Origin of the sequence: Ruegeria atlantica (assembly GCF_013032455.1) — a bacterium.
Classification (GTDB): domain Bacteria; phylum Pseudomonadota; class Alphaproteobacteria; order Rhodobacterales; family Rhodobacteraceae; genus Ruegeria; species Ruegeria atlantica_B.
The window spans coordinates 744,712-770,254 of sequence record NZ_WQCF01000001.1 but is presented as its reverse complement, the minus strand read 5'-3'; the positions used below and the strand labels follow the sequence as shown (position 1 = coordinate 770,254).

23 protein-coding genes are annotated in these 25,543 nt (G+C 58.2%); 16 read left to right on the top strand and 7 right to left on the bottom strand.

The window, feature by feature from the left end:
- Positions 1-96: 96 nt before the first annotated feature.
- The 7 genes from GOW93_RS03775 (at position 97) to GOW93_RS03745 (ending at position 8,080) form a co-directional block, all read left to right on the top strand.
- A complete protein-coding gene (locus tag GOW93_RS03775) occupies positions 97-546 on the top strand; it encodes a methyltransferase family protein (protein WP_170381707.1) in 450 nt (149 codons plus the stop codon).
- A 130-nt stretch (positions 547-676) separates the two neighbouring features.
- Positions 677-2,248, top strand: a complete 1,572-nt coding sequence (locus tag GOW93_RS03770; RefSeq protein ID WP_170381706.1) for a Re/Si-specific NAD(P)(+) transhydrogenase subunit alpha — start codon at positions 677-679, stop codon at positions 2,246-2,248.
- 13 nt (positions 2,249-2,261) lie between these two features.
- The gene (locus GOW93_RS03765; RefSeq protein ID WP_170381705.1) at positions 2,262-3,710 is read left to right on the top strand and encodes an NAD(P)(+) transhydrogenase (Re/Si-specific) subunit beta; all 1,449 of its coding nucleotides are present in this window, start codon (positions 2,262-2,264) and stop codon (positions 3,708-3,710) included.
- A 195-nt stretch (positions 3,711-3,905) separates the two neighbouring features.
- Positions 3,906-4,262, top strand: a complete 357-nt coding sequence (locus GOW93_RS03760) for a VOC family protein (protein WP_170381704.1) — start codon at positions 3,906-3,908, stop codon at positions 4,260-4,262.
- A 107-nt stretch (positions 4,263-4,369) separates the two neighbouring features.
- Positions 4,370-5,647, top strand: coding sequence for a DUF3422 family protein (locus GOW93_RS03755; RefSeq protein WP_170381703.1), 1,278 nt, complete (start codon positions 4,370-4,372; stop codon positions 5,645-5,647).
- Between the two features lie 68 nt (positions 5,648-5,715).
- Complete coding sequence (locus tag GOW93_RS03750; RefSeq protein ID WP_254443442.1) at positions 5,716-6,858, top strand: MFS transporter; 1,143 nt, start codon at positions 5,716-5,718, stop codon at positions 6,856-6,858.
- A 58-nt stretch (positions 6,859-6,916) separates the two neighbouring features.
- On the top strand, positions 6,917-8,080 hold the full coding sequence (locus tag GOW93_RS03745; protein WP_170381702.1) for a M20 aminoacylase family protein: 1,164 nt from the start codon (positions 6,917-6,919) through the stop codon (positions 8,078-8,080).
- 42 nt (positions 8,081-8,122) lie between these two features.
- Here the strand turns inward: GOW93_RS03745 and GOW93_RS03740 are convergent, their stop codons facing one another.
- The gene (locus GOW93_RS03740) at positions 8,123-9,445 is read right to left on the bottom strand and encodes a 3-deoxy-D-manno-octulosonic acid transferase (protein ID WP_170381701.1); all 1,323 of its coding nucleotides are present in this window, start codon (positions 9,443-9,445) and stop codon (positions 8,123-8,125) included.
- 1 nt (position 9,446) lies between these two features.
- On the bottom strand, positions 9,447-10,454 hold the full coding sequence (gene moaA, locus GOW93_RS03735; RefSeq protein WP_170381700.1) for a GTP 3',8-cyclase MoaA: 1,008 nt from the start codon (positions 10,452-10,454) through the stop codon (positions 9,447-9,449).
- 90 nt (positions 10,455-10,544) lie between these two features.
- Here moaA and GOW93_RS03730 point away from each other — a divergent pair, with 90 nt between their 5' ends.
- Positions 10,545-10,961: a hypothetical protein gene (locus GOW93_RS03730; protein WP_170381699.1), complete on the top strand. Its 417-nt coding sequence runs from the start codon at positions 10,545-10,547 to the stop codon at positions 10,959-10,961.
- On the opposite strand, the gene GOW93_RS03725 is transcribed toward GOW93_RS03730, so the two are convergent.
- Genes GOW93_RS03725 through glmU form a run of 4 tightly spaced genes read right to left on the bottom strand, consistent with a single transcriptional unit; the run spans position 10,949 to position 15,365 of the window.
- Entirely contained in the window at positions 10,949-11,635 is a 687-nt protein-coding gene (locus GOW93_RS03725; RefSeq protein ID WP_170381698.1) for a DNA alkylation repair protein, read from the bottom strand. The genes GOW93_RS03730 and GOW93_RS03725 overlap by 13 nt on opposite strands.
- A 7-nt stretch (positions 11,636-11,642) precedes the next feature.
- Entirely contained in the window at positions 11,643-12,185 is a 543-nt protein-coding gene (locus tag GOW93_RS03720; RefSeq protein WP_170381697.1) for a pyridoxamine 5'-phosphate oxidase family protein, read from the bottom strand.
- 3 nt (positions 12,186-12,188) lie between these two features.
- Entirely contained in the window at positions 12,189-14,009 is a 1,821-nt protein-coding gene (gene glmS / locus GOW93_RS03715) for a glutamine--fructose-6-phosphate transaminase (isomerizing) (RefSeq protein WP_170381696.1), read from the bottom strand.
- Between the two features lie 3 nt (positions 14,010-14,012).
- Entirely contained in the window at positions 14,013-15,365 is a 1,353-nt protein-coding gene (gene glmU, locus GOW93_RS03710; RefSeq protein ID WP_170381695.1) for a bifunctional UDP-N-acetylglucosamine diphosphorylase/glucosamine-1-phosphate N-acetyltransferase GlmU, read from the bottom strand.
- A gap of 134 nt (positions 15,366-15,499) precedes the next feature.
- Between glmU and GOW93_RS03705 the strand changes: the two genes are divergently transcribed.
- The 3 genes from GOW93_RS03705 (at position 15,500) to GOW93_RS03695 (ending at position 18,726) form a co-directional block, all read left to right on the top strand.
- Complete coding sequence (locus tag GOW93_RS03705; RefSeq protein ID WP_170381694.1) at positions 15,500-16,171, top strand: HAD-IA family hydrolase; 672 nt, start codon at positions 15,500-15,502, stop codon at positions 16,169-16,171.
- Positions 16,172-16,210: 39 nt separating this feature from the next.
- The gene (locus GOW93_RS03700; RefSeq protein ID WP_170381693.1) at positions 16,211-17,401 is read left to right on the top strand and encodes a DegT/DnrJ/EryC1/StrS family aminotransferase; all 1,191 of its coding nucleotides are present in this window, start codon (positions 16,211-16,213) and stop codon (positions 17,399-17,401) included.
- A gap of 161 nt (positions 17,402-17,562) precedes the next feature.
- The gene (locus GOW93_RS03695) at positions 17,563-18,726 is read left to right on the top strand and encodes an isovaleryl-CoA dehydrogenase (protein WP_170381692.1); all 1,164 of its coding nucleotides are present in this window, start codon (positions 17,563-17,565) and stop codon (positions 18,724-18,726) included.
- A gap of 47 nt (positions 18,727-18,773) precedes the next feature.
- Here GOW93_RS03695 and GOW93_RS03690 read toward each other — a convergent pair whose 3' ends face one another.
- Positions 18,774-19,376, bottom strand: coding sequence for an OmpW/AlkL family protein (locus GOW93_RS03690; protein WP_170381691.1), 603 nt, complete (start codon positions 19,374-19,376; stop codon positions 18,774-18,776).
- 136 nt (positions 19,377-19,512) lie between these two features.
- Here GOW93_RS03690 and GOW93_RS03685 point away from each other — a divergent pair, with 136 nt between their 5' ends.
- Genes GOW93_RS03685 through GOW93_RS03665 form a run of 5 tightly spaced genes read left to right on the top strand, consistent with a single transcriptional unit; the run spans position 19,513 to position 25,543 of the window.
- Positions 19,513-21,039: an AMP-binding protein gene (locus GOW93_RS03685; RefSeq protein WP_170381690.1), complete on the top strand. Its 1,527-nt coding sequence runs from the start codon at positions 19,513-19,515 to the stop codon at positions 21,037-21,039.
- Complete coding sequence (locus GOW93_RS03680) at positions 21,036-21,575, top strand: hypothetical protein (RefSeq protein ID WP_170381689.1); 540 nt, start codon at positions 21,036-21,038, stop codon at positions 21,573-21,575. The genes GOW93_RS03685 and GOW93_RS03680 overlap by 4 nt, the downstream gene beginning before the upstream one ends.
- A gap of 2 nt (positions 21,576-21,577) precedes the next feature.
- Positions 21,578-23,182 carry a carboxyl transferase domain-containing protein gene (locus tag GOW93_RS03675; RefSeq protein ID WP_170381688.1) on the top strand — a complete coding sequence of 535 codons (1,605 nt, stop codon included), beginning with the start codon at positions 21,578-21,580 and terminating at the stop codon, positions 23,180-23,182.
- Between the two features lies 1 nt (position 23,183).
- Positions 23,184-23,609 (top strand): ASCH domain-containing protein, encoded by a 426-nt coding sequence (locus GOW93_RS03670; RefSeq protein WP_170381687.1) that lies wholly within the window; start codon positions 23,184-23,186, stop codon positions 23,607-23,609.
- A 5-nt stretch (positions 23,610-23,614) separates the two neighbouring features.
- On the top strand, positions 23,615-25,543 hold the full coding sequence (locus GOW93_RS03665) for an acetyl/propionyl/methylcrotonyl-CoA carboxylase subunit alpha (RefSeq protein ID WP_170381686.1): 1,929 nt from the start codon (positions 23,615-23,617) through the stop codon (positions 25,541-25,543).

Here is a 25,543-nt window from a genome sequence, read left to right as displayed (position 1 = left end):
GCGACAACCGAAGCTTTGCCATTTGGGTCTGAAAGCGGTAGGACATCGGTCAGAAGCGACACGTGCTTTGCGTGGCGCCACTTGCGGAGAGTGCGCATGCGCTGGATCGACATACCGCCCGTATGGCTGATTGGATTTGCATTGCTGGCTTGGCTGCAGGCGCGTCATTTTCCGCTAGGGTTGTCGCTGGATAGCGGGCTGACCGATCTGCTCAGCGGACTTCTGATCGGCGCTGGTATCCTGGTTGCGGTATTGGCTATTGTTGAGTTTCGCCGCCACAAAACAACAGTAATTCCGCATGAAACGCCAACTGCCATGGTGCAATCGGGCATATATAAGCGTAGCCGCAATCCAATCTATCTTGGTGACGTCCTAATCCTTGCAGGTTTGGTTCTACGGTTCGATGCGGTCCTGTCTCTGGTGCTCGTACCCATGTTTGTGTGGGTGCTTGAGCGCCGTTTCATCCTGCCGGAAGAGGATCGTTTGCGTCGCGCTTTTCGCGCTGATTTCGCCCGCTATGAACGCCGGACGCGGCGCTGGATATGAAGGAACCGTGACCATGATGCAACGCAGCAAATGCTGCGCTTGCGAAATAATGTTGCGCAGGATACACGTTCGCTTAACAAACAATACCGACCACCCGCTCAGTCTGAGTGAAAATTAGGGGGATCTGCCAGTGAAGATAGGCACACCAAAGGAAATACTGGACGGAGAGAACCGGGTCGCGATGACGCCTGACTCTGCGGTTCAGTTACAGAAACTGGGCTATGAATGCCTGATCGAAAAGGGCGCTGGCGCAGCTGCGGGCTTTTCTGATGCAGCTTATGAAGCCGTAGGTGTTGAAGTCGTCAAGACGGCTGCATCGCTGTGGAAAACTGCGGATATCATCGCCAAGGTTCGCCAGCCCGACGAGGCCGAGCTGAAGCGGTTGTCTGCTGGTAAGACACTGATTTCCTTCTTTAACCCTGCAGGCAATGAAGAAGGCATGGAGTTGGCCAAGTCCAAAGGTGCCAACGTTATCGCCATGGAAATGGTGCCGCGTATTTCGCGCGCGCAGAAGATGGACGCGCTGTCGTCGATGGCGAACATCGCCGGTTACCGCGCGGTGATCGAGGCCGGTAACAACTTTGGCCGTTTCTTCACCGGTCAGGTGACGGCTGCCGGTAAAGTACCGCCTGCGAAAGTGCTGATTGTCGGTGCTGGTGTGGCTGGTCTGGCAGCGATCGGGACCTCGACCTCTCTGGGTGCGATCACCTATGCATTCGACGTGCGCCCTGAAGTGGCCGAGCAGGTCGAATCGATGGGGGCCGAGTTCGTCTATCTGGATTTTGAAGAAGACCAGCAGGACGGCGCGGCGACCGGTGGTTATGCTTCGGTTCAGTCTGAAGAATTCCGTAACGCGCAGCTGGCCAAGTTCCGCGAGCTGGCGCCCGAGATGGACATCGTCATTACCACGGCGCTGATCCCGAACCGTGAGGCTCCTGAGCTTTGGACCAAGGATATGGTCGAAAGCATGAAGCCCGGCTCGGTTATCGTTGACCTTGCTGCGGAAAAGGGCGGCAACTGCAAGCTGACCGTGGCGGATGAGAAGATCGTAACTGACAATGGCGTGACCATCATCGGCTACACCGACTTCCCCAGCCGGATGGCGGCACAATCCTCTTCGCTCTATGCGACCAACATCCGTCACATGATGACTGACCTGACACCCGAGAAGGACGGTCAGATCAATCACAACATGGAAGATGACGTGATCCGCGGCGCAACCGTGACCCATGAGGGAGAGATCACCTTCCCGCCGCCGCCGCCTAAAATTCAGGCGATCGCGGCGCAGAAAAAGCCTGAGGTCAAGGAACTGACCCCGGAAGAGAAAAAGGCGCAGGAGATCGCGGCCTTCAAGGCGCAGACCAAGCAGCAGTTCACCCTGCTGGGTGTCGGCGGTGCGCTGATGCTGCTGGTGGGGCTGATCGCTCCGGCCAGCTTCATGCAGCACTTCATCGTCTTTGTGCTGGCTATCTTTGTTGGCTTCCAGGTGATCTGGAATGTTGCGCACAGCCTGCATACGCCGCTGATGGCGATCACCAACGCGATCTCGTCGATCATCATCGTCGGGGCGCTTATGCAGATCGGATCGGGCTCGTTCCTTGTTATTCTGCTGGCGGCGCTGTCCGTTTTCATGGCCGGGATCAATATCTTCGGCGGTTTTCTTGTCACCCGGCGCATGCTCGCCATGTTCCAGAAATCTTAAGGAGGCCGGGTAGATGGAATTTGGCTTCACTACTGCCGCCTATGTTGTTGCGGCTGTTCTCTTCATCCTTTCGCTCGGCGGTCTGTCGAACCAGGAAAGCGCTAAGCGCGCGGTCTGGTACGGCATTGTCGGTATGGCGCTGGCGGTTTTTGCCACGCTGGTTGGCCCTGGTTCGGGTTATTGGCTACTGTCGCTGCTGCTGATCATCGGCGGTGGTCTGATCGGTCAGTATGTGGCGCAGCGTGTCCAGATGACCGAGATGCCGCAGCTGGTGGCCGCAATGCACTCGTTGGTTGGTCTGGCGGCTGTTTTCGTCGGCTTCAATGCGCATTTCGAGATCGGAAACGTGGCGCAGGCGCTTGCTTCTGCTGATGCGAAACTGGCCAAGGAAGGTTTTGGAACCTTCGCTGCACTGATCGCCAAGAAATCCTCGGCGGAACTGGCAATCCTGCATGTGGAATTGTTCCTGGGCATCTTCATCGGTGCGATCACCTTTACCGGTTCGGTCGTGGCCTATGGCAAGCTGGCAGGCAAGGTGACTTCGGCGGCGACCAAGCTGCCCGGTGGCCATGCGCTGAACGCAGCTGCTGCGGGTCTCTCGCTGATCTGCCTGGTCTGGTACACCGCATCCGGTGGTCTGCTGCCGCTGATCCTGATGACGCTGGCTGCTCTGTTCATCGGCTATCACCTGATCATGGGCATCGGCGGCGCCGACATGCCGGTGGTTGTGTCGATGCTGAACAGCTACTCGGGCTGGGCGGCTGCTGCGATCGGCTTCAGCCTTGGCAACGATCTGCTGATCGTGGTCGGAGCGCTGGTGGGCTCGTCGGGTGCGATCCTGTCCTACATCATGTGTAAAGCAATGAACCGCCACTTTGTCAGCGTGATCCTGGGTGGCTTTGGCGGCACTTCGGGGCCGCAGATGGAGGTCGAAGGTGAGCAGGTGGCCATCGACGCCGATGGTGTTGCCGCAGCTCTGAACGACGCTGACAGCATTATCATCATCCCGGGTTACGGTATGGCCGTTGCGCAGGCACAGCAGTCGGTTTCCGAACTGGTCCGCAAGCTGCGCGCCAAGGGCAAAGAGGTGCGTTTCGCGATCCACCCCGTTGCCGGTCGTCTGCCGGGCCACATGAACGTGCTGCTGGCTGAGGCGAAGGTTCCTTACGATATCGTTCTGGAAATGGACGAAATCAACGAGGACTTCCCTGAGACGGATGTGGCCATCGTCATCGGTTCGAACGACATCGTGAACCCTGCAGCGCAGGAAGACCCCAACAGCCCCATCGCCGGGATGCCGGTTCTGGAATGCTGGAAGTCCAAGCAGGTGTTCGTGTCCAAGCGTGGACAGGGCACTGGATACTCGGGCATCGAAAACCCGCTGTTCTTCAAAGAGAACACCCGCATGTTCTATGGCGACGCCAAGGAGTCGCTGGACAAGCTTCTGCCGATGATCGACTGATCGTTAAGGTTTATCAAATTGCAAAGGGCGCCTGCGGGCGCCCTTTTCTTTTTTCGTTTTGGTAGGGGGCTTTGCTCGCCGCCATTGGATGCTTGAACCAATGGTGCATCAAAAGGCGTCGCCCCAAGATATTTGCGGCCAGATGAAGCGGGCGGGGTGTGTTATGTTCAACCTGAGTACAACTGGGGGACGGCAATGCAGAAGGTGAACGGCATAGGCGGCGTGTTCTTTCGGGCCAATGATCCTAAAGCCTTGAGCGCTTGGTATGAAGAAAATCTTGGAGTTGATCCCTGCGGGTCTGTTCCGTGGAAGCAGCGCGAAGGGTACACTGTGTTTGCCCCTTTCGCGCAGGACACGACGTATTTTGGGCCGACTAATCGGCAATGGATGATCAACTTTCGTGTCGATGATCTGGAGGCCATGATCTTTCAGTTAGAAGCAGCGGGGATTCCGGTTGAAACTCGTGCCGAATGGGACAGTGAGGTTGGAAAATTCGCCCGCATTCACGACCCCGAAGGAAATCCCGTCGAGCTGTGGCAACCAAATCAATAGGATAGCTGGAATGTATACCGTTGTATCCTTGTAAGTGCATGAAATAAAAAGATAATTGATGTATTCTTGGTGTGCCGTATAGTGCGGTGGACGAACCGGAGCCCCTTATGACGACCATCGACGATCATCCTTTGCGCTATTCTCTGGCCAATGAACTGCACGCGCGCCCATTTCCTGTGGCTGATACGCCTTGCACTGTAACCTTTTTGGCGATCAAAAAGCCGGTGGCCGCTGTAGCTCGGGATCGGGACAAGGATCTGGCGCATTTGATAAATCTGTTGGATCGTCACGGGGCGCAACATCCGCAACCTCAGGCCACACACTATGCTGGCCAGATTGGGCGTCATTGGCTGAAATGGGAACAGCACACCGAATTCGTGACCTTTACAGCAATTACGAAGAACGTGAGCGACCGCCCCTTCAACCCGGCGGATTTTGAGGTGTTCCCCCCTGATTGGCTGAAGGCCAGCGAAGGTCAGCGTATCACCTCGGCCATGATCCGGGTGGTTGAGCGGCAAGAGGATGATGCAGTCAAAGCTTCGCTGCTTGATTGGTTCGAGCCTGAAAGCCTGGCAGCAGCTCGTGTGTTAGACGATGCTGCGGTTTGCGCCAGCGATTTTCGCATCGACCCGGCGGGGCATATGCGTTTTGCGCTTTTCGTTTCCAAAGGTGCCGGACGGCGCAGAACGGGACGTATTATCCAACGTCTTTGTGAAATCGAGACCTACAAAGCCATGTCGATGCTAGGCTTTGCTCGCGTCAAGAAACTGACCCCCAGGATTGGCGAGCTGGATGCGAAACTGACAGAGCTGATGGGTCAAATGACCGATAATACGGCCCATCCCGACGAGTTGCTGCCTGATTTGTTGTCGATCTCGACCGAACTTGAGACACTTTCAGCCCAGTGTTCTTTCCGCTTCGGAGCAACAGGCGCTTATGAGGCTATCGTAAATCAGCGGATCGAGGTCTTGCGGGAAGAGCGTTTCGAAGGCGGTCAGAGCTTTGCTGATTTCATGATGCGCCGCTATGACCCGGCCATTCGTACGGTGAAATCGACGGAGCGCCGTTTGCAGGCGTTGTCTGACCGCGCCATTCGCGCGGGCGAGTTGCTGCGAACGCGGGTGGATGTCGAGCGGAGCGCCCAAAACCAAGCACTGCTGGAGAGCATGGACCGTCGCGCTGATATTGCGTTGCGGTTGCAATACACCGTCGAGGGGCTGTCGGTCGTTGCGATCAGCTACTATGCAGTCTCGCTGGTTCGCGATCTTTTGCACCCGTTTGCTGAGGACCAGCTAAGCAAAGGAATGCTGACTTCAGCGGTAACAATTCCGGTTGTTTTTTGTGTTTGGCTGGCCATTCGCCGAATACGCAAGCGGTTGGAATAGGCGTCTTTGCCAATGCGTTGAAAGCCTGTAAAACAGGCGCGTTTGGCGCTAGTTGCGAAGGATGCCTTTTGATCGGATTGTTGGCCGCTTGGCGGGCCGTTGCGGCCATGTTCATCCTGAATGGTGCGCTGTTTGGCATCTGGGCATCTCGTATCCCCGCCGTGCGGGACAGGTTGGACCTATCGCATGAAGCTTTGGGTTATGGCTTGCTGTTCATGGCAGCGGGGGCTGTGTGTTCTTTTCCGGTTACAGGTCGGCTGACAGACTGGTTCGGCGCAGTAACGATCACTCGCGTCATTGCTGTGGTTTACACGTTGTCTTTGATCCTGCTGGCCATGGCCGATGGGTTTTGGTCCTTGGCGGCCTTTCTGTTTGTTTTCGGTGCTTTTCACGGCTCGATGGACGTTGCCATGAACGCCTGGGCGGCGGAAGTTGAGCAAGCCTATGAAAAGCCCGTCATGTCCTCGTTTCACGCGATGTGGAGCCTTGGGGCCGGGTTGGGTGCGTTCAGCGGGTACGGAGCGGTGCAAGCAGGGTTGACGGTGATGCAGCATTTCCTGCTGGCAGGAGGGCTTGTCGTGATCTCGGCGTTGGCTCTGTCTTGGGTACACTGGACATCTCGCAAGGCTGTATCTGCAGGCGGTGCCGTCTTTGCCTTGCCTTCGGGTGCACTGATCCTTGTTGGTTTCACCGCGCTTTGCGGAGCGTTGGGAGAGGGGGCTGTGGCGGACTGGAGCGCGATTTTCATGCGCGACGAGACCGGGGCAGCAGAAAGCGTCGCGGCGTTGGGCTATGCTGTGTTCTCGGTGGCGATGGTGGTTTTCCGGCTGGCGGGTGGTTTGGTCATTGCTCGGTTCGGACCCGCTGCCACTGCGCGTTTCGGGGGTGTTTGCGCCGCATTGGGTGTGCTCGCTGTGGTCTCTGCTGCGGAGGCCGAGATTGCGCTGGCGGGCTTCGCCTTGATGGGCATCGGCTATGCGGTGATCATGCCGTTGGCCTTTAGCCGGGCTGCCAATGACCCGCATGTACCGCCGGGTCAGGCGATCGCCAGTGTGGCGACGCTGGGCTATGGAGGGTTGCTGATCGGCCCACCGCTTATTGGGTTTCTGGCCGAAATGCTTACATTGCGCTTGGCGTTTGCAGCTTTGTTGCCGTTGGCCGTACTGATTGTCCTTCTGTCTGGAGCGCTGCGGCCTGCGTCGGCAAATTGAAATTACGATTGCTCATCGGGGCAGTACCCCGAGCAACAAAATAAAATGGGAGAAAACAATGCCGATCAAAAACCGGTTCGCTGAATTGCAGGGTGAAATCACTGAATGGCGGCGTGACATTCATGAAAACCCGGAGATCCTGTTCGAAACGCATCGAACCAGCGCTCTGGTTGCCGAGAAGCTGAAGGAGTTTGGCTGCGATGAGGTGGTCACCGGTATCGGCCGCACCGGGGTTGTTGGGGTGATCAGGGGCAAGGTTGATACACGCGGCAAGGTGATCGGTTTGCGGGCCGATATGGATGCTCTGCCGATACATGAGGCCACGGGGTTGGACTATGCTTCAAAGACGGATGGGGCGATGCATGCCTGTGGTCATGATGGGCATACGGCGATGTTGCTTGGGGCGGCGAAATACCTCTCGGAAACCCGGAACTTTGACGGCACAGTTGTTGTGATTTTTCAGCCCGCCGAAGAGGGCGGCGGTGGCGGCCGCGAGATGTGCGAAGACGGAATGATGGATCGCTGGGGCATTCAGGAAGTCTACGGCATGCACAACTGGCCCGGACGTCCCGTAGGCAGTTTTGCCATTCGTCCCGGTGCGTTTTTTGCGGCCACGGACCAGTTCGACGTTACATTCGAAGGGAAGGGCGGCCACGCTGCCAAACCGCATGAAACTGTGGATACGACCGTGATGGCGGCGCAGGCGGTTCTGGCGCTGCAGACGGTCGCGTCGCGCAATGCCGATCCGGTAGATCAGGTCGTAGTTTCGGTCACGTCATTTGAGACGTCGTCTACGGCCTTCAATGTGATCCCGCAACGGGTGCAGATCAAAGGCACCGTCCGCACGATGAGTACAGCGATGCGGGATCTGGCGGAGAAACGCATCAAGGAAATCTGCGAGGGTGTTGCTGCGACATTCGGCGGGGCTGCCGAGGTGACTTACTACCGGGGTTATCCTGTGATGGTAAACAGCGATGAGCAGACCGATTTCGCCGCCGATGTTGCCCGGTCTGTTTCGGGTAACTGTGATGAGGCGCCTTTGATCATGGGTGGTGAAGATTTCGCCTTTATGCTCGAAGAGCGGCCGGGAGCGTATATTCTGGTCGGTAATGGCGATACGGCCGCAGTGCATCATCCGGAGTATAATTTTAACGACGAAGCTATTCCGGCTGGGTGCAGTTGGTGGGCTGAGATTGTCGAACAGCGTATGCCGGCTGCTTGATGGAAAGGGCGGGGGCTCTGCCCCCGCACCCCCGAGATATTTTTAGCCAGATGAAGCTGGATCCGGGTCTGTCAGGTCGAGTTGGGCACAGAGCGTTTCGACGATTGCATCCAGTGCCGATTTTTGGGTGTTTACGCAGGATTTCGCCGCCATGCGCGCTGTGTCCAAAGCGGATTGATCTGATAGCCAGGTTGCAACAGCCTTGGCCAGTTCGGGGGCAGTTTGGACTTGCAGTGCGCCGCCGGTTTCGATCAGCGGGGCGAAGGTTTCGGCGAAGTTGAAATAACCGGGGCCGGTGATCACTGCTGCGCCCGCTTGTGCGGGTTCGAAAGGGTTATGGCCGCCGATTTCTTTTAATGAACCACCCAGAAACACGATGGGGCAGAGCGCGTACCATGTGCCGGTTTCACCCAGCGTATCGGCAATGTAGACCTGTGTTTCTTTAGTGATTTTATCACCATCGGATCGGATGGCCACGGCCTGCGCGGCGCGTTCTACCAAGGCTGCGACCTCGGACCGGCGTTCCGGGTGGCGCGGGATCAGCAACAACAGCAGGTCTGGCCAGCGTTTGAGAAGCTCGGTATGTGCGGCCAGTACGGTTTCCTCTTCGCCCGCGTGTGTTGAGCTGGCGATCCAGATGGGGCGGTTTTCGATCTGTGCACGAATATCAGACAGCGTGATCTGATCCACCGGCAGAGGGTCGGACATGGCTTTGAGGTTCGTACCGGGCTGCACGCGCTCGGCGCGCGCGCCCATGTCGATAAGGTTTTGCGCCGTCTTGTCATTCTGAGTCAGAAACAGGCGGAAATGATCCAGTATGAACCGCGCCGTGTTGGGTCGTTTCTTCCAGCCTTCAACCGACCTGTCCGACAGACGCGCGTTCAGTAAGGTTAAAGGAATGCCGCGCGCGGCACCTTCGACAATCAGACGAGGCCAGAGTTCGCTTTCGACAAAGATGGCGGCGTCTGGCTGCCAATGATCCAGAAAACGGCGCACGGGGCCGGAGGTGTCCAACGGCGGGTACTGGTGACGCGCACGCGGTGGCATGCGTTTTTCGATCAAGGCGGCAGAGGTGGGCGTGCCGGAGGTGATCAGGAACTCGGCCTGAGGCAGCCGCTTACCCAGCCGCGTGATTAGGCTGATGACCGATAGCGTTTCGCCTACGCTGGCTGCATGAAACCAGATTAGCTGACCGTCGGGGCGGGGCAGGCTGGCATGGCCCAAGCGTTCACGTTGACGGTCCGCGGAGACACCAGCTGCCTGCAATTTCTTCCTAACTGTTCGCCAGACCAATGGGCCTGCTACGGCAGTCAGACCGCAATACAGGTGATAAAGCAGCGTCGCTCGACCAGTTTGATTCGGCATATCAGCCGCCGGTGTGGCTCATATGACGGCTCATCTTTCCGTCGACCGCTTGGCGGGAATAATCGAAATCATGGCCCTTGGGTTTGAGGTTGATCGCCGCGCGGATTGCGTCTTCGAGCGGTTGCTCGGTGTCAGGATGGTCGCGCAGAGCGCCGCGCAGGTCAGCCATGTCCTCCTGACCGAGGCACATGTAAAGCTCACCAGTGCAGGTCAGGCGCACCCGGTTGCAGCTTTCGCAGAAGTTATGAGATAGCGGCGTGATGAAGCCGATCTTTTGCCCGGTCTCCTCGAGCCGCACATAGCGCGCTGGCCCACCGGTTCGTTCAGCAAGGTCGGTGACGGTATAGTGGTTTTCGTATTCTTTGCGCACGTCTTTCAGTGACCAGTACTGGTCCAGCCGATCTTCGTTGCCGATATCCCCCATCGGCATGACCTCAATCCAGGTCAGGTCCATGTCGCGCTCAGCACACCAGTTTGTGATGGTGGGCAGCTCTTCTTCATTAAATCCCTTCAGGGCCACCGCGTTGATCTTTATCCGCAGTCCGGCCTTTTGGGCCGCATCAATTCCGTTCAGCACCTGTTTCAGGCGACCCCAGCGGGTGATCTGGGCGAATTTGTCCTCATCCAGCGTGTCCAGAGATACGTTCACCCGGCGCACACCTGCGGTATAGAGATCGTCAGCAAAGCGATGCAGCTGAGATCCATTGGTGGTCAGCGTCAGCTCTTTCAATGCGCCGCTGTCCAGATGCCGGGTCATGCTGTTGAAAAATGTCATGATATTGCGGCGCACCAGCGGTTCGCCCCCGGTGATCCGCAGCTTTTCAACCCCCATCTTTACAAAGGTTGAGCACATGCGATCCAACTCTTCCAGCGTGAGCAGATCCTTTTTGGGTAGGAACTTCATGTCCTCGGACATGCAGTACACACAGCGGAAATCGCAGCGGTCCGTGACGGAGACGCGGAGATAGGTAATCGCACGGGCGAACGGGTCGATAAGCGGAGCAGTCATGCGACATAGGTAAAGCCGGGACCTACCTCCGACAAGGGCGAAGTTTCCTTTGCGCTGGTACAGATGCGCGCAGGACGGTAGGCTTTAGGCATGAGATATATGCTTTTGGCTTTGTGTGTTCTTATTGCGGGTTGCGACACCGTGCGGTCGACGACGGATCGCGTTTTTGGAAAGGACGACGTAGCCGCCGAGCAAGAACAGGTCGTGACAGAAGAGGTTTTCGAGCCAGAGCCCGTAGCAGCCACTGCTGCCAGTTGGGTTGGTGCAAAGACCACGATTGCTGCATTGGGTGATCCAACGACACCGGGGCGCTGGTTAGAGACGCCGCTGGTCGATACGGAATTTACAGGACGCGTGGTTGTGCCCAGAACTGGCGCGCAGGCCTATATCACCCTTGTGCCAGCGCCGGGGCCAGAAAGCGGAGGCAGCCGTTTGTCGCTGGACGCGATGCGAGAACTGCTGCTGCCGTTCGACGAATTGGTCGAACTACAGGTCTATTCCAACTGACCTTTCAGGTATTTTCCGGCTTCTCGACGGGCAAAGGGTTTCATTGCATCGCCGTGCTTATCAAGAAACGCGATTACTCTTGGGGCGTCGTGTTTCGACAGTTCACGCAGCCACCAGGCGATGGCCTTTTGGATGAACCAGTCGCGGTCGGGCACATAGCCCGCTGTCCAACTCAGGATACGGTCGCGCCGCGCCAGATCATCGGGCTTGGGGTGGTTTTGTTTGGTCCATGGCAGGGTGGCCACCAGTGCCGCACGCCGGGTCCACATATGGTCGGAATTTGTCCAGGTTTCCACCTGGTCCAGCCGGGTCGGGTCGGCCGAAAGCCGTTTTTGGATCGCGATACACGTGTGATCGGCCACGGCCCACCCGTCGAAATCGGGTAGCCAGCTTTGCAGCAACTGCCAAACCGTTTCGTCGGGCCGAATGCGCGCCTGCGTGAGCAACTTTGCCGCCGCTACACGACCCTCATGGATATTGGTCTGCCAAAGAGCGTCCGCCAGATTCACGCGCAAGGGTATGTCCAGTTCCTGACGCCAGGCTTTGGTCAGGTCGTTCAGAACAGGATTTGCGACGCCCAGATAGGGGCGGTCAACCTTGTGATAGGCCAACATCTGTTTGGCGCGCTCGGGTTCGGCGTGCGCCTTGATCTGGTCGAGATAGGTATTCAGCATCTACGGTTCAGTCGGCGGGGCGGGTGGGCTTGCCGTCGATGGTTTGCTGGTTTTTTTCTACCCAATAGGCGCGGATGTCGTCATCCGACTTGCCGTCTACCCATTTTTGCATGGTGTCGCGGTCGGAATGGTAATCCATGAAGGGCACTGCATAGCCGCAGGAGGTCTGGACCAGATCAACCTTCAGATCATAAATCTGACGTGCGCTGCGGTGAACAGGGAACAGACTGGCCAGTTCGTCCCAGCCTTCGTCGCCGACATGAAATGTGTGCGCCGTCCCGTAGGTACGCAGGATCAGCGGACGCGTGGTGAAAGAACACCACATCAGCGTCATGCGGTTGGCCTCGAGCAAATGCCCGGCGGTTTCGTTGCCACTTCCTGTCAGGTTCATCCAGACAATCCGGTTCGGCCCCAGAACACGCAAGGAATCCATGCCCTTTGGCGAGATATTTACCTGCCCCTCGGACGCTGCAGTGCCAACGAAAAAGATGTGCTGCTCTTCGATGAACTTGCGCTGGTTGGCGTCCAGTTCCGGGAATTTCTTGGACATGTCTCACTCTACCGTAACGGATTTTGCCAGATTACGAGGTTGGTCCACATCCGTCCCTTTGGCAACCGCTGTGTGATAGGCAAGCAACTGTGCCGGTACCGAATAGAGGATCGGTGCCAGGCTGGGGTGGATATGGGGCATGCGAATGATGCTCCAGACGCCGTCCTCGGCCTCGGCGATGCCGTCGTCATCCGAGACCAGAATGACCTTGCCTTTGCGCGCCATGACTTCCTGCATATTTGAGACGCTCTTGTCGAACACCGCATCGCGGGGGGCCATGACAACCACCGGCATGTGCTTGTCGATCAGGGCGATCGGGCCATGCTTCAGTTCGCCGGATGCGTAACCTTCGGCGTGGATGTAGCTGATTTCCTTGAGCTTCAGTGCACCTTCCATCGCTAGAGGATACATCAGTCCGCGGCCCAGAAACAGCACATCGCGGGCCTCGGACAGGCGCTGAGCGGATTTCTTAATGGCGCGGTTCTGATCCAGGGCTGTGTTCAAAGCCGTGGGTAACCCGCGAAGGGCTGCAGCGTGATCTGCCAGTTCTTCGTCACTCAGCGTTCCGCGATCCGCAGCAGCCTTGAGCGCCAGCATCAGCAGCACACTTAGCTGGCAGGTGAAAGCCTTGGTCGAGGCCACGCCAATCTCGACCCCAGCATAGATGGGGAGTGCGATATCGCTTTCCCGCGCGATTGAGCTTTCGGGGACATTGACCACCGACACGATCTTGTCGGCCTTGCCCTCGCAATACCGCAACGCGGCCAACGTATCTGCAGTTTCGCCCGATTGACTGACAAACAGAGCCGCCGTGCGGCCAGGAATCGGAGGCTCGCGATAGCGGAACTCGCTGGCGATATCGACTTCGACGGGTATCTTCGCCAACTGTTCGAACCAGTATTTTGCGGTCAGGCAGGCGTAGAACGCTGTGCCGCAGGCAACCATGGTCAGACGGTCCAGCTTGGTGAAGTCCAGATCACCGGGCAGGACGACCTCATCCCCGCCAGTTGGCAGGTAGGATCGAATTGCTTCGGCAACCACAACGGGTTGCTCGGCGATTTCCTTGGCCATAAAGTGCTTGTGGCCAGCCTTGTCCGCACGCGTTTGATCCAGTTTAATTTTTCGGGTCTCGCGGTTGGCCAGTTCTCCGGCCTCGTCGCGAATTTCCAGCGAAGTGCGGGTCAACACCGCTCGATCGCCTTCTTCCAGATAAGTGATGCGGTCGGTCAGTGGAGCCAGGGCAATCGCGTCCGAGCCGACGAACATCTCGCCAGTTCCGTGCCCGATTGCGAGTGGCGAGCCCTTGCGCGCGGCGACGATCAGGTCGTCCTCGCCGTCAAACAAAAAGGCCAGTGCAAAGGCGCCCTGAAGGCGGTTGATGGTCTTGAATGCAGCGTCGACAGGGGAAAGGCCGCTGTCGAGGTAGTGCGCGGCCATCAGGGCCACCGTTTCAGTGTCCGTTTCAGTGACGAATTTTACACCATGCTCGGCAAGTTCGGCCCGCAATTCGCGGTAGTTTTCGACGATGCCATTGTGTACGACGGCGACCGGCCCCGCCTGATGCGGGTGCGCGTTGGTGACAGAGGGCGCACCGTGGGTGGCCCAACGGGTGTGCCCGATACCGGATTTGCCGGGCAGCGGATCATGCACCAGCAAATCGCTAAGGTTGACCAGCTTGCCCACCGCGCGGCGGCGACCAAGCGCGCCGTTATTGACCGTGGCGATGCCCGCACTGTCATATCCGCGATACTCCAGCCGCTTCAGGGCTTCGACTAGAATGGGGGCGGCCTCGTGCTCGCCCAGTACACCTACGATTCCACACATGGATCAGGCTCCTTTGTCGCGGCGAGCCTTCTTCGCCTTCAACATTTCAAATAATTTACGTGCGTAGCCGGGCTTGTTGTCCTGCTTGGCGCGAGCCACGGCCAGCGCATCCGGGTCAACATCACGCGTTACCACTGTGCCGGTCGCCGTCATCGCGCCGTTGCCCAGAGTCACCGGAGCAACCAGCATGGTATTCGAGCCGACAAATACATTCTCACCAATCGTGGTGCGGTGCTTCATCACCCCATCATAGTTGCAGGTAATTGTACCCGCGCCGATATTCGAAGCCGCACCGACCGAAGCATCGCCGATATAGCTGAGGTGATTGACCTTGGCGCCTTCGGCGATTTCCGCGTTCTTGATCTCGACAAAGTTGCCGATGCGGGTGTTTTCCGCCAGCTCCGCTCCGGGGCGCAGGCGGGCGTAGGGGCCAACAACGGCGCCGCGACTGACATGGCAGCCTTCCAGATGCGAAAATGCTCGTATCGTTGCACCGCTTTCGACGGTGACACCGGGGCCGAAGACAACGTTAGGTTCGATCACCGTATCACGGCCGATAATGGTGTCGGCGGCCAGATAGACGGTATCCGGGGCCATAAGGGTCACACCAAGATCCAGCAGTTCGGCGCGCGCACTGGCCTGAAACACGGCATCTGCTGCGGCCAAATCAGTGCGCGAGTTGACGCCCATTGTTTGTGTTTCATCACAGGCCACTGCCGTCACCCGCAATCCACGCTCGCGGGCGATTTCGACAACATCAGTCAGGTAGTATTCTTCCGAAGCATTGTTATTGTCGACCGCGTCGATCAGCGAAAACAGCGTCTGTGCATTGCATGCTAAAAGACCTGAGTTACAGAAGGTTATTTCACGTTCTTCATCCGATGCGTCTTTATATTCGACGATCCGTTCCAAATTGTCGCCTTTCATGACCAAGCGGCCATAGCGCGCGGGATCAGCGGCCTCGAACCCCAGAATGACCAGATCATTTTCCGCCCGTGCAGCGATCATGCGTTCTAGTGTGTCGGGCGAAATAAATGGTGTATCACCATATAGAACCACGACATCACCCATGAATCCGTCCAAGGCGTCGCGGGCCTGTGCGACGGCGTGGGCTGTTCCCAACTGTTCTTCCTGAACCGCGATCTGTGCGCCTTCATCTTCGGCAGTGGCAACCTTTGCCACGGCCTCGGCCCCATGTCCGGTGACGATCACGGTGCGCTCGGGCGACAGCACGGCACCCGCGCGCATGGCGTGAATCAGCATGGGGGCCTGGGCGATGGGGTGCAGAACTTTGGGGGTATCCGAATGCATCCTGGTGCCTTTTCCAGCGGCAAGGATGACAAGGGCAGTGCTCATGAAACCGATTTCTCTTTGTGTTTTGTTGCGGTCCGTTTTATCCGCTGAGGACAAAGGCGCAAGCGGTTCAGCCATCAAACAAGATTGCCGTTTGCAACATGACGCGGCAAAAACCCGCCGAGACAGGAGACACAATGCGCACGGTTATCTTCGATCTGGACGGAACTTTGGCCGATACATCGGGTGATCTGCTGGCCGCTGCCAACCATTGCTTCCGTGAGATGGGGCATGGGGATGTGCTGATCCACGAGCAGGATGCAGCCGTTGCACTACGGGGTGGGCGAATGATGCTGACTCATGGGCTCAAGCGGCTTGGGGCCTATGATGAAGATACGGTTCATGCCTACTATCCGACGTTGCTCAGGGCCTATTCGCAAGCCATCGATACCCACACGCAGTTCTATCCCGGCGCACTTGAGGCCGTCGAAATGTTGAAATTGGCAGGTTACGGTGTGGGTATCTGCACCAACAAGCCCGAGGCACTGGCTGAACAGTTGCTGATCCAGATGGGAGTGCGGGATCAATTCGCATCTCTGGTCGGGGCAGATACCCTGCCAGTGCGCAAGCCCGACCCTGAGCCCCTGCGCGAAGCCGCGCGTCGGGCGGGTGGGCATCCCGAGCTATGCGTTCTGATTGGCGATTCAGACACCGACCGCAACACGGCGCGGGCGGCGGGTGTGCCTTCGGTGCTGGTGACATTCGGCCCGTCCGGCGAAGACATGGCAGCGTTGGAGCCCGAAGCGCTGTTGCATCACTTCGATGATTTGCCCGAGCTGGTCACTGGCCTGATCGGCGCGGCGGCGTGATCTCTTGACCCCAACCTAAAGTAGGATCAGAACGAGCCTATGAGCGAGATATTCACTGGTAGTTTCACCCAACAAGAACCCCTTCCCGACGATGCGATAGAGGCCGCGATGGCCGTTCTGCGCCATGGGCGCCTGCATCGCTATAACGTGGTGCCCGGTGAGTTGGGCGAAACTGCTCTGCTGGAACAGGAATTCGCGGCGCAGATGGGGGCGAAATACTGCTTAGCGGTGTCTTCTGGTGGATATGCATTGGCGACATCGTTGCGAGCGGTCGGGGTAAAGCCGGGTGATCCGGTCTTGACCAACGCGTTTACTCTGGCACCAGTACCGGGGGCGATCGCCTCGGTCGGGGCAAGGCCGATTTTCGTGGGTGTGACCGAAAACCTGACGATTGATCTGGATGATCTGGCAGCCAAGTTGGATCAGGCTCGTGTTCTGATGCTGAGTCATATGCGAGGGCATCTCTGCGACATGGATCGTCTGATGCAGATGTGCGACGCGGCGGGCGTTACGGTGATCGAGGATTGCGCCCACACGATGGGGGCCGCGTGGCGCGGCCTGTTGTCGGGGCGTCAGGGGGCGATAGGGTGCTATTCCTGCCAGACTTACAAACACGTCAATTCCGGTGAGGGTGGGTTGCTGATCACCGATGATGAAGAACTTGCGGCCAAGGCCACGATGCTGTCGGGGTCGTATATGCTGTATGAACGTCACCTTGCTGCGCCGGGGCCAGAGGTGTTCGAAAAGATCAAATACACAACCCCCAACGTGTCTGGTCGCATGGACAACCTGCGTGCGGCGATCCTGCGCCCGCAACTGCGCGATCTGGACCAGCAGGTGCAGCGGTGGAATGAGCGTTATGACGAGATCGCAGCCGGTTTGCTAGACACACCCGGCTTAACTATTGTGGAGCGCCCCGAAGAAGAGACCTATGTCGGCTCGTCGATCCAATTCTTGCTGCTGGGTTGGTCGCCCGAGCGTATTGCCGAGGTTATCCGGCGTTGCGCTGCGCGGGGGGTTGAACTGAAATGGTTCGGGGGTGCTGAACCGACCGGGTTCACCTCGCGTTATGACAGTTGGCGCTATGCCGACAGCGAGCCTTTGCCTGCCAGTGATCGCATCCTAGCTGGGGTGATGGATATGCGCGTGCCGCTGACTTTCTCACTGGACGATTGCCGATTGATCGCACGGATCATTCGGGCCGAGGTCGGGGCTGTGTTCCAAGCGTGATCCAAAGGTGTGCGCCGATGGCGCACGCTCGTTTCCTGTGAAATGCCGCCCTGTGCAGGGCGGCATTTTTTGTGCCCGCTACCTGCGCATTGACCTGTAGGGGATTCGCTGCTACCAACTTATTGAACAAGTGTTCATTAAGTTGGTGAGGAGGCCGCGACGTGTTCACAGCTACAATGCAATTTGATCTGGGCGAAGACGTGAATGCCCTGCGTGAAATGGTGCATCGCTGGGCGCAGGAGCGGGTCAAGCCGATGGCTGCCGAGGTCGACAAATCCAACGCATTTCCCAATGAGCTTTGGAAAGAGATGGGTGATCTCGGGATGCTTGGCATAACCGTACCCGAGGAGTATGGCGGCGCTGGCATGTCTTATCTTGCCCACACAGTCGCGGTGGAAGAGGTCGCGCGGGCCTCGGCCTCGGTTTCTCTGTCTTACGGGGCGCATTCAAATCTGTGCGTCAATCAAATCAAGTTGAACGGAACCGACGAACAGAAGGCGAAGTACCTGCCGCGTTTGATTTCGGGTGAGCATGTCGGCGCATTGGCAATGTCCGAGGCATCGGCTGGGTCTGATGTGGTTTCGATGAAGCTGCGCGCGGAAAAGCGCAACGATCACTATCGTCTGAACGGCAATAAGTATTGGATCACAAATGGGCCGGACGCGGATACTCTGGTTGTTTACGCCAAGACGGATCCGGATGCGGGCTCGAAAGGGATTACAGCCTTTCTGATTGAGAAGGAGATGGCGGGATTTTCGACTTCGCCCCATTTCGACAAGCTGGGGATGCGTGGGTCGAATACGGCCGAGTTGATCTTTGAAGATGTCGAGGTGCCCTTCGAGAACGTTCTGGGCGAAGAAGGCAGGGGTGTGGCGGTTTTAATGTCCGGACTGGACTATGAGCGCGTGGTGCTGGCCGGGATCGGCACAGGGATCATGGCTGCCTGTCTGGATGAAATCATGCCTTATCTGGCTGAACGCAAGCAGTTCGGCAAACCGATCGGTAGCTTTCAGCTTATGCAGGGCAAGATTGCGGATATGTACACCGCGATGAACTCAGCACGTGCCTATGTCTATGAGGTCGCCAAGGCCTGCGATCGGGGCGACGTGACCCGTCAGGACGCGGCAGCGTGCTGCCTTTATGCCTCGGAGCAGGCAATGACGCAGGCGCACCAGGCTGTGCAGGCGATGGGTGGTGCCGGGTTCCTGTCAGATTCGGCTGTCAGCCGGATTTTCCGAGACGCCAAGTTGATGGAGATCGGAGCAGGCACCAGTGAAATCCGCCGGATGCTGATCGGGCGGGAAATGATGAACGAGATGGTCTGAAAGGAAAACGCCCCGCCATAGGATGGCGGGGCGTGGCCTGAAAGGGATCAGAAGCTATGGACGTAGGATACGCCGACCAGCCAAGGATCGATTTCGGCGGTGCCGATATCGGTGCCGCCCAGCGAAACGTCCGAGTCGATGTCGAACCAGCGGACGTTCAGACGTACGGCACCTTTTTCGGTGACCATGTAGTCCAGGCCAGCCTGCAGCGCGATGCCGAAGGAGTTGTCAAGCTCGAGTCCGGGCAGCTCTTCGTCGAAGAAAATTGTGTAGTTCAGACCTGCACCGACATAGGGCTTCCAAACGCTGTTGGTCGGGAAGTGGTAGTTCAGCGACAGGGTGGGCGGCAGGTGCTTGACGCTGCCCGCGTCAATGCTGCCATTCAAAGTGATGTCGTGTTCGAACGGGGTAGCAGCCAGAAGTTCGATGCCGAGGTTGTCGCGGACGAAATATTCCACGGTAAAGATCGGGCGCGTGTCCGAATCCACTTCGACGTCGAGGCCGCCGGTCAGAGTGCCGTTGTCGGATTTCGGCTCAAGGTAGCCAACACCGACACCCACGGTCCAGTCACCTTGGTTCTGGGCCATTGCAGGGGCGGCAAGCGCGACAAGCGCGGTCGAGAATGTCAAAGCGGCGAGTGTTTTAGTCATTTTATGGCCTTTGAATTTGTTGATGGGTCGCTTCTGCAAGGCAAGACCGCCGGGAACTCTGATCTGCATCAAGTTCTTGTAAGGGAAAGAGATCTTCCGGTGCGGATTAAGTTTATAAAAACAAGGGTTTCTCGCCATGTGTCCCGATAAGCGCATACCCGGTATGCGAAATTCCGGGGGTTGGGCCATTTCAGACAGGCTCAACATGGCGCGGCAGTGTCTCGCGCATCCTGGTGAGCGCGTGGCGATCATTGACCTGACCAATGATGGAACCGAGCGTGTCACCTATGGTCAGTTGGCGCGCATGGCTGATGGGCTCGCGCGTGTACTTCAGCCACAGGTTCGGGCTGGGGACCGCATCGGTGTGTTGCTAAGCCAGTCGCCTTGGTGCGCAGCAGCGCATCTAGCGATTTGGAAGCTGGGGGCGATCTCGGTGCCGCTGTTCAAGCTGTTCAAACGGGATGCACTGGCTTCGCGCGTCGGGGATGCGGGAGCGCAGTTGGTGGTCACGGATGCTGAGGGGGCCGCGTTGCTGGGCGGTCTCGCCCATTCGTTGCTGGTTGATCAGATCATGCCATCGGATAGTCCGATGCCATTTGTCGATACAGGGCCGGAAGACCCAGCAGTGTTGATCTATACTTCGGGGACGACGGGTAAACCAAAAGGCGCTCTGCATGGTCACCGGGTGCTGACTGGTCACTTGCCGGGCGTGTCGATCAGCCATAATCATTTGCGCGATGGCGATTGCCTTTGGACGCCCGCCGATTGGGCCTGGATCGGAGGGTTGTTCGATGTGTTGATGCCCGGTTTGGCGCTGGGCATTCCTGTGGTCGCCGCGCGTCTTGAGAAATTCTCGCCTAAAGCTTGCGCTGATGTGATCGCGCGGGGTGAGGTGCGCAATGTGTTCTTTCCGCCGACCGCTTTGCGGATGCTCAAGGCGGCGGACCAAGCAATCCCTGGCTTGCGCTCGGTGGCTTCGGGTGGTGAGCCATTGGGGGCAGAGATGCTGGCATGGGGTGAACAGGCGTTTGGCCTGACGATCAACGAGTTTTACGGCCAGACTGAATGCAACATGGTTGTCTCCTCCTGCGCCGAGGATTTCCCGGTGCGGCCCGGTTGTATCGGTCAGCCGGTGCCGGGGCACGAGGTGGCTGTGATTGATGAGGATGGCAACCCGACCGACGAGGAGGGCGATGTGGCCATCCGGCGCGGCTCGGCCTCGATGCTGCTGGAATACTGGAATCGGCCCGAGGCAACGGCTGAGAAGTTCCGTAGCGACTGGCTGATCACAGGCGACCGCGGCGTGTGGGAGGGCGACTATCTGCGCTTCGTCGGCCGTGATGATGACGTGATCACCTCGGCCGGATACCGCATTGGCCCTGCCGAGATCGAGGATTGCCTGCTGACCCATCCGTCGGTGGCGACGGTGGGCGTGGTCGGCAAGCCCGATCCGCTGCGAACCGAGATTGTGAAGGCCTATGTGGTGTTGAAGCCGGGGACCGAGGCTTCGGAGCAGGAGTTGCAGGATTGGGTCAAGGACCGTCTGGCGCGTTACTCCTACCCACGTGAGGTGGCCTTTCTGGAGGAATTGCCGATGACGGTGACGGGCAAGGTGATTCGCAAGGAATTAAAGGCGCGGGCGGCGGAGGAATTGAACAAGTGATATTCGAATTGAGAAGCTTATTTGTTCTGGCGACAGTGCTGAGTGCAATCAACATAGCAACGCAAACCGAGGCAGCGGACCCCGACAGGTTTGATACAGTCGCATTTTTGCGAGCTTGCACTGATCTGGTTCCAGATGTCGACTATGCGCTTCCTATGGACGTGGAATGTATCAGTCAAAGCCTCAGGATGTGTGAGTTGGCGGACCCAAGTGCTGAGGCCGAAAGATGCGTTTTGGTGGTGTCAAAGTGGATGCGTAACGAAACGATTTCGGAGTGGTCTCAAATCCCAGAAAAAAACCGTTTTGGCCACGAAGACCCTCCTACAGCGCAAGAGTTAACAAGAGATGCAAAGAGAATATTCGACAATGAATTATTGGCCCAATTTGCACCAGCGATACCTGATTGTGAAGACGTTCAAGTCCAAGGTGTCTCTGAGCAGGTTGTTTGTGGCTATGCGGATGCCATGGCTGGCTGGCTCACGCTGAGAATGCTCCAACGCGCGGCTGAACGCGCTGAAGAAAAACAGGTGCCTTAGACATGAAACTCACATCCAAAGCCATGCCCGCCTCTGAGGGCTTCAAGGCAAACCGAGCCGCCCATCTGGACGCGCTAGCGCAAATCTCAGCCGCTGCCGAAGCGGCCCGTATGGGGGGCGGTGAAAAATCTCGCGCGCGGCATGAATCGCGGGGCAAGATGTTGCCGCGCCGGCGGGTGGCGAACCTGTTGGACCCGGGGTCTCCGTTTCTGGAAATCGGGGCGACAGCGGCGCATGGGATGTATGGGGACGCTGCGCCTTGTGCCGGGGTTATCGCAGGCATTGGCCGGGTGCAGGGGCGTGAGGTTATGGTGGTCTGCAACGACGCCACCGTGAAGGGCGGCACCTATTATCCTATGACCGTCAAGAAACACCTCCGCGCGCAGGAGATTGCCGAGGAAAACCATCTGCCCTGCATCTATCTGGTGGATAGCGGCGGTGCGAACCTGCCCAATCAGGATGAGGTTTTCCCTGACCGCGACCATTTTGGCCGAATTTTCTATAACCAAGCGCGGATGAGTGCCAAGGGGATCGCCCAGATCGCCGTCGTGATGGGCTCATGTACTGCAGGCGGGGCCTATGTGCCCGCGATGTCGGACGTGACCATCATCGTGAAAGAACAGGGCACGATCTTTCTGGCTGGGCCGCCTCTGGTCAAGGCCGCGACGGGAGAGGTTGTCAGCGCCGAGGATCTGGGCGGCGGCGACGTCCACACTCGCCTGTCCGGCGTCGCGGATTATCTGGCCGAGGATGATGCCCACGCGCTGGCCTTGGCGCGCCGCGCGGTGGGATCGCTGAACTTGCGCAAACCTCAGACGGTGGACTGGGCCAGCCCCGAGGACCCGGCCTATGACCCCGATGAAATCCTCGGCGTTGTTCCGGCGGACCTGCGCACGCCGTATGACATTCGCGAAGTCATCGCACGGTTGGTCGATGGGTCCCGGTTCGATGAGTTCAAACCGCGCTTTGGCGAAACTCTGGTGACCGGTTTCGCCCATGTCAAAGGCTGTCCGGTCGGGATCATCGCCAATAACGGTGTGCTGTTTTCCGAGTCGGCGCAGAAGGGCGCGCATTTTGTCGAGCTGTGTTCTCAGCGCCGCATCCCGCTGGTCTTCCTGCAGAACATCACCGGGTTCATGGTGGGCCGTAAATACGAAAACGAGGGTATCGCGCGGCACGGGGCCAAGATGGTGACGGCGGTTGCCACGACCTCAGTGCCCAAGATCACAATGCTTGTCGGAGGCTCATTCGGGGCCGGAAACTACGGTATGTCGGGTCGCGCCTATCAGCCGCGCTTCCTGTGGACATGGCCGAACTCGCGGATTTCCGTGATGGGGGGTGAGCAGGCCGCAGGCGTTTTGGCCACTGTCAAACGTGACGGGATCGAGCGGCAGGGCGGCACTTGGTCTGCCGAGGAAGAAGCCGAATTCAAACGCCCGACGCTGGAGATGTTCGAGGAACAGTCGCACCCGCTTTATGCTTCGGCGCGGTTGTGGGATGACGGCATCATCGACCCGCGCAAAAGCCGCGACGTGTTGGCCCTGTCGCTGAGCGCCGCACTGAACGCCCCGATAGAGGAGACACGTTTCGGCGTGTTCAGGATGTAGCATGAACGCTGAACTAGACAGAATAATAGCGCGCTATCCCGAAGCTCAGACATTCAAATTCGGTGACAGTCAAACCTTGTGTGACGAATTGCTTACATTGGTTCGATCTGGGGCGAAGACGGCCACGTGTGGCGCTCTTAGGGATTTTCCCGAGGGCAGTGCGGATATGCCTAAGCCCGGTCGGCGCGACATCGCTTTGGAGTGGGATGGACGACCGGCTCTCGTCATCGAAACGGCGGATGTTTCGATACGCAGGTTTTGTGACGTGACCGAGGATTTTGCGTTGGCAGAGGGTGAAAATGACACGCTGGACGGTTGGCGCGATGGGCACCGCCGGTATTTCGAACGCAATGGCGGGTTTGACCCCAAGATGGAACTGGTCTGCGAGCGGTTTCATCTGATCGAGGATCTGGCAGCGGAAGGATGAAAAAAATGTTTAACAAAATTCTGATTGCCAACCGAGGCGAGATTGCTTGTCGGGTGACGGAAACCGCCCAGAAGATGGGTGTGTCCTGCGTCGCGGTTTATTCGGATGCGGATGCTTCCGCTAAGCACGTACTGATGGCCGATGAAGCTGTCCATATCGGCGGTGCGGCTCCCTCAGAAAGTTATCTGAAGGGGGATGTGATCATTCAGGCTGCGCTGGATACTGGTGCGCAGGCGATCCATCCAGGCTACGGGTTTTTATCCGAAAACCCGGACTTCGTGGATGCGGTCGAAGTCGCGGGTCTGACCTTTATCGGCCCCTCGGCGAATGCGATCCGCAAGATGGGCCTGAAGGATGCCGCCAAGGCTCTGATGGAGCAGGCCGGTGTACCCGTGGTGCCCGGCTATCACGGAGACAATCAGGATCCCGAGCATCTGGCCGGTGCTGCAGATACCATCGGCTATCCGGTGCTGATCAAGGCGGTTGCAGGTGGTGGCGGTAAGGGGATGCGCCTTGTCGAAGACCCAGCAGATTTTGCCACCGCGCTGGACAGTGCACGAGGTGAGGCGCGCACTGCCTTTGGTAATGATGCGGTGCTGGTCGAGAAATTCGTCGCAAAACCACGCCATATCGAGGTGCAGGTTTTTGGTGACGGCACCCATGCTGTGCATCTGTTTGAACGCGATTGCTCGCTGCAGCGCCGCCATCAGAAAGTGATCGAAGAAGCTCCAGCCCCCGGTATGACAGCCGAGATGCGCGAGGCGATGGGGCAGGCTGGCGTGCGCGCGGCTGAGGCGATTGGCTACAAAGGGGCAGGGACGGTTGAGTTTATCGTCGATGCCTCGGACGGTCTGCGCCCGGATCGGTTCTGGTTCATGGAGATGAACACCCGCCTGCAGGTCGAACATCCGGTGACCGAGGCGATCACCGGCGTCGATCTTGTCGAGTGGCAATTGCGGGTCGCCTCGGGTGAGACGCTGCCGAAATCGCAGGATAAATTGTCGATCAATGGCCATGCGTTCGAAGCCCGGCTTTACGCCGAGGATGTACCCAAGGGGTTCCTGCCTGCGACCGGGACATTGACCCATCTGCAGTTTCCGCCAGCATGCCGCGCCGACAGTGGTGTACGTGCGGGGGACACGATCAGCCCGTGGTATGATCCAATGATCGCAAAGGTTATCGTCCACGGTCCCACGCGCGCGGTTGCGCTGGAGCAGTTGCACCGCGTCTTGCATCAGACCGAAGTCGCGGGCACCGTCACGAACCTTGCCTTTCTGGGTGCGCTGACCCGGCATGCAGGATTTGCAACAGGTGACGTGGATACCGGGCTGATCGGACGCGATCTTGAGGCATTGACGCGGGGCGCTCGTGTCTCGGCTGCGACCAGCGTGGCCGCTGCAATGACGGCGTTGGATCTTATCGAGACAACTGAACAGACCGGCTTTTACCTCTGGGCTCCATTGCACCGGGCGGTCCAATTGGCGGCCGGGGACGTCATTGATCTGGATGTGCAGGTTGAAGGTCCGAACCGTCAGACTTGGACGGTGGGAGGAGAAACCGTCATTGCCGAGCGTAATGGCGGTACCTGGTCCATTGATGGGACGCCGATGCCGCGTGTTGCGATTTCAGGCGGGCGGGTCACGGTATTTGAAAACTATGGGCAGGCGTTTGACGTCGTTGATCCACTCGACCGCGATACCAGCGCCGCGGGTGATACCAATGTGATCGAGGCACCCATGCCAGGCCTGGTCAAGGCTGTGTTTGCTACCGTGGGACAGACGGTGCAGGAAGGCGACCGGCTTGCCATTCTGGAAGCCATGAAGATGGAGCATTCTCTGCTAGCCGCCCGTGATGGCATCGTTGCCGAAGTGCTGGCTGATGATGGTGCTCAGGTTGAAGCCGGAGCTGCCCTGATCAGGTTGGAGGAAGAGTAA